The organism is Microbacterium sp. AG790 (assembly GCF_003634765.1).
In the GTDB taxonomy this organism is placed as follows: Bacteria; Actinomycetota; Actinomycetes; order Actinomycetales; family Microbacteriaceae; genus Microbacterium.
Window position 1 is genome coordinate 1 of record NZ_RBWZ01000003.1, and the last position, 5,701, is coordinate 5,701.

Genomic DNA, 5,701 nt, shown 5'->3' on the forward strand with positions numbered 1-5,701 from the left:
CCCTCAAGTGGAGAACGAAATCCCGTCCCGAACCTCTCGGTAGAGAGAAGAGGACTTCTGGTCTAGGATGGGTATTCTCTCGTAGCTGTTGTCGCCGGTTGCCACTGTGGATCTGAGATCCCGAAGCGCGGATTTGACATGCGGAGCGAGATGGATAAGATTGTGAAGTTGCCCTGCGGGCGAGGCTGGAAGGCTGAGCTGCGGGAGCGTCCGATCCTTGAGAACTCAACAGCGTGCACTTGTCAAATGCCAAATTACCTCGTCCCTGCCTTTTGGTGGGGTGAGATTCCTTTGGATCAAGTCCGGCACTTTGGTGTCGGCATTATGGATTGTCAGTGATGGCATCCTTTTGGTCAGTTCAAACTCGCTGCATTGTCGTTTTCCCGATGGTGTATGCATTTTTTCTTTTTGGAGAGTTTGATCCTGGCTCAGGATGAACGCTGGCGGCGTGCTTAACACATGCAAGTCGAACGGTGAAGCCCAGCTTGCTGGGTGGATCAGTGGCGAACGGGTGAGTAACACGTGAGCAATCTGCCCCTGACTCTGGGATAAGCGCTGGAAACGGCGTCTAATACTGGATACGAACCGTGGAGGCATCTTCAACGGTTGGAAAGATTTTTTGGTCAGGGATGAGCTCGCGGCCTATCAGCTTGTTGGTGAGGTAATGGCTCACCAAGGCGTCGACGGGTAGCCGGCCTGAGAGGGTGACCGGCCACACTGGGACTGAGACACGGCCCAGACTCCTACGGGAGGCAGCAGTGGGGAATATTGCACAATGGGCGCAAGCCTGATGCAGCAACGCCGCGTGAGGGATGACGGCCTTCGGGTTGTAAACCTCTTTTAGCAGGGAAGAAGCGAAAGTGACGGTACCTGCAGAAAAAGCGCCGGCTAACTACGTGCCAGCAGCCGCGGTAATACGTAGGGCGCAAGCGTTATCCGGAATTATTGGGCGTAAAGAGCTCGTAGGCGGTTTGTCGCGTCTGCTGTGAAATCCCGAGGCTCAACCTCGGGTCTGCAGTGGGTACGGGCAGACTAGAGTGCGGTAGGGGAGATTGGAATTCCTGGTGTAGCGGTGGAATGCGCAGATATCAGGAGGAACACCGATGGCGAAGGCAGATCTCTGGGCCGTAACTGACGCTGAGGAGCGAAAGGGTGGGGAGCAAACAGGCTTAGATACCCTGGTAGTCCACCCCGTAAACGTTGGGAACTAGTTGTGGGGTCCATTCCACGGATTCCGTGACGCAGCTAACGCATTAAGTTCCCCGCCTGGGGAGTACGGCCGCAAGGCTAAAACTCAAAGGAATTGACGGGGACCCGCACAAGCGGCGGAGCATGCGGATTAATTCGATGCAACGCGAAGAACCTTACCAAGGCTTGACATATACGAGAACGCTGCAGAAATGTAGAACTCTTTGGACACTCGTAAACAGGTGGTGCATGGTTGTCGTCAGCTCGTGTCGTGAGATGTTGGGTTAAGTCCCGCAACGAGCGCAACCCTCGTTCTATGTTGCCAGCACGTAATGGTGGGAACTCATGGGATACTGCCGGGGTCAACTCGGAGGAAGGTGGGGATGACGTCAAATCATCATGCCCCTTATGTCTTGGGCTTCACGCATGCTACAATGGCCGGTACAAAGGGCTGCAATACCGTAAGGTGGAGCGAATCCCAAAAAGCCGGTCCCAGTTCGGATTGAGGTCTGCAACTCGACCTCATGAAGTCGGAGTCGCTAGTAATCGCAGATCAGCAACGCTGCGGTGAATACGTTCCCGGGTCTTGTACACACCGCCCGTCAAGTCATGAAAGTCGGTAACACCTGAAGCCGGTGGCCCAACCCTTGTGGAGGGAGCCGTCGAAGGTGGGATCGGTAATTAGGACTAAGTCGTAACAAGGTAGCCGTACCGGAAGGTGCGGCTGGATCACCTCCTTTCTAAGGAGCACTGCGCTCTTCGGAGTGACAGAGCCCTGATCAGAGCGAATGTCTCTGCAGGGAGCTCATGGGTGGAACATTTGATGGGGTGTCGGGGATTGAGTCTCTGGTGAGTACGGCCTTCGGGTTGGGAAAGCTGGGGGTGATTGAGTCGGCACATGCACGCTGTTGGGTCCTGAGGGACCGGATGCGCTCTCATCTTCGGATGGGGAGCAGACGAACCTCAGGACTCTTTCTGTTGCCGGCTGGTGCTGGTGCGGGGAGGGTACCGCCCGTACTTTGAGAACTACACAGTGGACGCGAGCATCTTCGAGATGATTTTTCATCTCGTGAAGATGATCTTAAAGATCATTAGTCAATTTTTTTGACGATTCAAACTCATGTGATTTCAAGTCTTTAAGAGCAAACGGTGGATGCCTTGGCATCTGGAGCCGAAGAAGGACGTAGCAATCTGCGATAAGCCTCGGGGAACTGATAAGCAAGTTTTGATCCGAGGGTGTCCGAATGGGGAAACCCCGCCAGGGCGCGTGCGTACCTGGTGACTCCCGCCTGAATATATAGGGCGGGTAGAGGGAACGTGGGGAAGTGAAACATCTCAGTACCCACAGGAAGAGAAAGCAACCGCGATTCCGTTAGTAGTGGCGAGCGAAACCGGAACAGGCTAAACCTAGCGTGTGTGATAGCCGGCAGGCGTTGCACGTTGGGGGTTGTGGGACTTTTCAGACATGTCTGCCGATGTGTCGGCGTTACAAGAAGGTATAGACGAACCGCATTGAAAGGCGGGTCATAGAGGGTGCGAACCCCGTAGTCGAAATGCTTCTCTTGGCGCGAAGAGTATCCCAAGTAGCACGGGGCCCGAGAAATCCCGTGTGAATCTGTCAGGACCACCTGATAAGCCTAAATACTCCCAGATGACCGATAGCGGACAAGTACCGTGAGGGAAAGGTGAAAAGTACCCCGGGAGGGGAGTGAAATAGTACCTGAAACCGTTTGCTTACAAACCGTTGGAGCCTCCTTAGTAGGGGTGACAGCGTGCCTTTTGAAGAATGAGCCTGCGAGTTAGCGATACGTGGCGAGGTTAACCCGTGTGGGGTAGCCGTAGCGAAAGCGAGTCTGAATAGGGCGATTCAGTCGCGTGTCCTAGACCCGAAGCGAAGTGATCTATCCATGGCCAGGCTGAAGCGACGGTAAGACGTCGTGGAGGGCCGAACCCACTTAGGTTGAAAACTGAGGGGATGAGCTGTGGATAGGGGTGAAAGGCCAATCAAACTTCGTGATAGCTGGTTCTCTCCGAAATGCATTTAGGTGCAGCGTTGCGTGTTTCTTGCCGGAGGTAGAGCTACTGGATGGCCGATGGGCCCTACAAGGTTACTGACGTCAGCCAAACTCCGAATGCCGGTAAGTGAGAGCGCAGCAGTGAGACTGTGGGGGATAAGCTTCATAGTCGAGAGGGAAACAACCCAGACCACCAACTAAGGTCCCAAAGCGCGTGCTAAGTGGGAAAGGATGTGGAGTTGCCTTGACAACCAGGAGGTTGGCTTAGAAGCAGCCACCCTTGAAAGAGTGCGTAATAGCTCACTGGTCAAGTGATTCCGCGCCGACAATGTAACGGGGCTCAAGCACGCCACCGAAGTTGTGGCATTGACATTTTTGGTAGGCCTTCGTGGTCCAGCCGTGTTGATGGGTAGGAGAGCGTCGTGTGGCCAGCGAAGCGGCGGTGTGAACCAGCCGTGGAGGCTACACGAGTGAGAATGCAGGCATGAGTAGCGAAAGACGTGTGAGAAACACGTCCTCCGAAAGACCAAGGGTTCCAGGGTCAAGCTAATCTTCCCTGGGTAAGTCGGGACCTAAGGCGAGGCCGACAGGCGTAGTCGATGGACAACGGGTTGATATTCCCGTACCGGCGAAGAACCGCCCAAGCTAATCCAGTGGTGCTAAGTGCCCGAATCCTGTCGTATCGATCCCTTCGGGGTGAGAGCTTCAGGGCTAGCGCACGACCCCATGCTGGTGCGGTTAGCGTATTAACAGGTGTGACGCAGGAAGGTAGCCCAAGCCAGGCGATGGTTGTCCTGGTGCAAGTGCGTAGGCCGAGTCATAGGCAAATCCGTGACTCGTTAAGGCTGAGACACGATGCGGATAAAAAGTGGGTGATCCTATGCTGCCAAGAAAAGCATCGACGCGAGGTTCTAGCTGCCCGTACCCCAAACCGACTCAGGTGGTCAGGTAGAGAATACCAAGGAGATCGAGAGAATCGTGGTTAAGGAACTCGGCAAAATGCCCCCGTAACTTCGGGAGAAGGGGGGCCATCCGCTTATATGAGCTTGCCTCAAAAAGGGTGTGGTGGCCGCAGAGACTAGTGGGTAGCGACTGTTTATTAAAAACACAGGTCCGTGCCAAGTCGCAAGACGATGTATACGGACTGACGCCTGCCCGGTGCTGGAAGGTTAAGAGGACCGGTTAGCCGCAAGGCGAAGCTGAGAATTTAAGCCCCAGTAAACGGCGGTGGTAACTATAACCATCCTAAGGTAGCGAAATTCCTTGTCGGGTAAGTTCCGACCTGCACGAATGGCGTAACGACTTCCCAACTGTCTCAACCGCGAACTCGGCGAAATTGCACTACGAGTAAAGATGCTCGTTACGCGCAGCAGGACGGAAAGACCCCGTGACCTTTACTACAGCTTGGTATTGGTGTTCGGTGTGGCTTGTGTAGGATAGGTGGGAGACTGTGAAGCGGTGACGCTAGTTACCGTGGAGTCATTGTTGAAATACCACTCTGGTCACTCTGGATATCTAACTTCGAACCGTAATCCGGTTCAGGGACAGTGCCTGGTGGGTAGTTTAACTGGGGCGGTTGCCTCCCAAAAAGTAACGGAGGCGCCCAAAGGTTCCCTCAACCTGGTTGGCAATCAGGTGGCGAGTGTAAGTGCACAAGGGAGCTTGACTGTGAGACTGACAGGTCGAGCAGGGACGAAAGTCGGGACTAGTGATCCGGCAGTGGCTTGTGGAAGCGCTGTCGCTCAACGGATAAAAGGTACCTCGGGGATAACAGGCTGATCTTGCCCAAGAGTCCATATCGACGGCATGGTTTGGCACCTCGATGTCGGCTCGTCGCATCCTGGGGCTGGAGTAGGTCCCAAGGGTTGGGCTGTTCGCCCATTAAAGCGGTACGCGAGCTGGGTTTAGAACGTCGTGAGACAGTTCGGTCCCTATCCGCTGCGCGCGTAGGAAATTTGAGAGGATCTGACCCTAGTACGAGAGGACCGGGTTGGACGAACCTCTGGTGTGCCAGTTGTTCCGCCAGGAGCACCGCTGGTTAGCTACGTTCGGGATGGATAACCGCTGAAAGCATCTAAGCGGGAAGCCGGCCTCAAGATGAGATTTCCATACCTTCGGGTGAGAGGCTCCCAGCCAGACTACTGGGTTGATAGGCCGGATGTGGAAGCGTGGCAACACGTGAAGCTGACCGGTACTAATAGGCCGATGACTTGATAACACACCGTTTTGGTGCTTGCGTCCACTGAGTGGTTCTCGATGTACGGTCGAGAACACACACAAACATCATTCGTTGATTGTTGTGTGCTTGATGAAACATCAATAGTGTTTCGGCGGCCATAGCGTGAGGGAAACGCCCGGTTACATTCCGAACCCGGAAGCTAAGCCTCACAGCGCCGATGGTACTGCAGGGGGGACCCTGTGGGAGAGTAGGACACCGCCGGACTTCTTTTCAGGAAATGGCCACCCAACGCTGGGTGGCCATTTCCCGTTAACACGAC

3 rRNA genes are annotated in these 5,701 nt (G+C 54.7%); all 3 read left to right on the forward strand.

Going from position 1 to position 5,701, the window contains the following annotated elements:
• Positions 1-405 precede the first annotated feature (405 nt).
• The 3 genes from DEU37_RS00575 to rrf all read left to right on the forward strand — a co-directional run bounded on the left by DEU37_RS00575 (position 406) and on the right by rrf (position 5,646).
• Positions 406-1,928 (forward strand): 16S ribosomal RNA (locus DEU37_RS00575).
• Positions 1,929-2,314: 386 nt separating this feature from the next.
• Positions 2,315-5,421, forward strand: a 23S ribosomal RNA gene (locus DEU37_RS00580).
• Positions 5,422-5,529: 108 nt separating this feature from the next.
• Positions 5,530-5,646 (forward strand): 5S ribosomal RNA (gene rrf / locus DEU37_RS00585).
• Together the 16S, 23S and 5S rRNA genes form the textbook arrangement of a ribosomal RNA operon.
• Positions 5,647-5,701 lie beyond the last annotated feature (55 nt).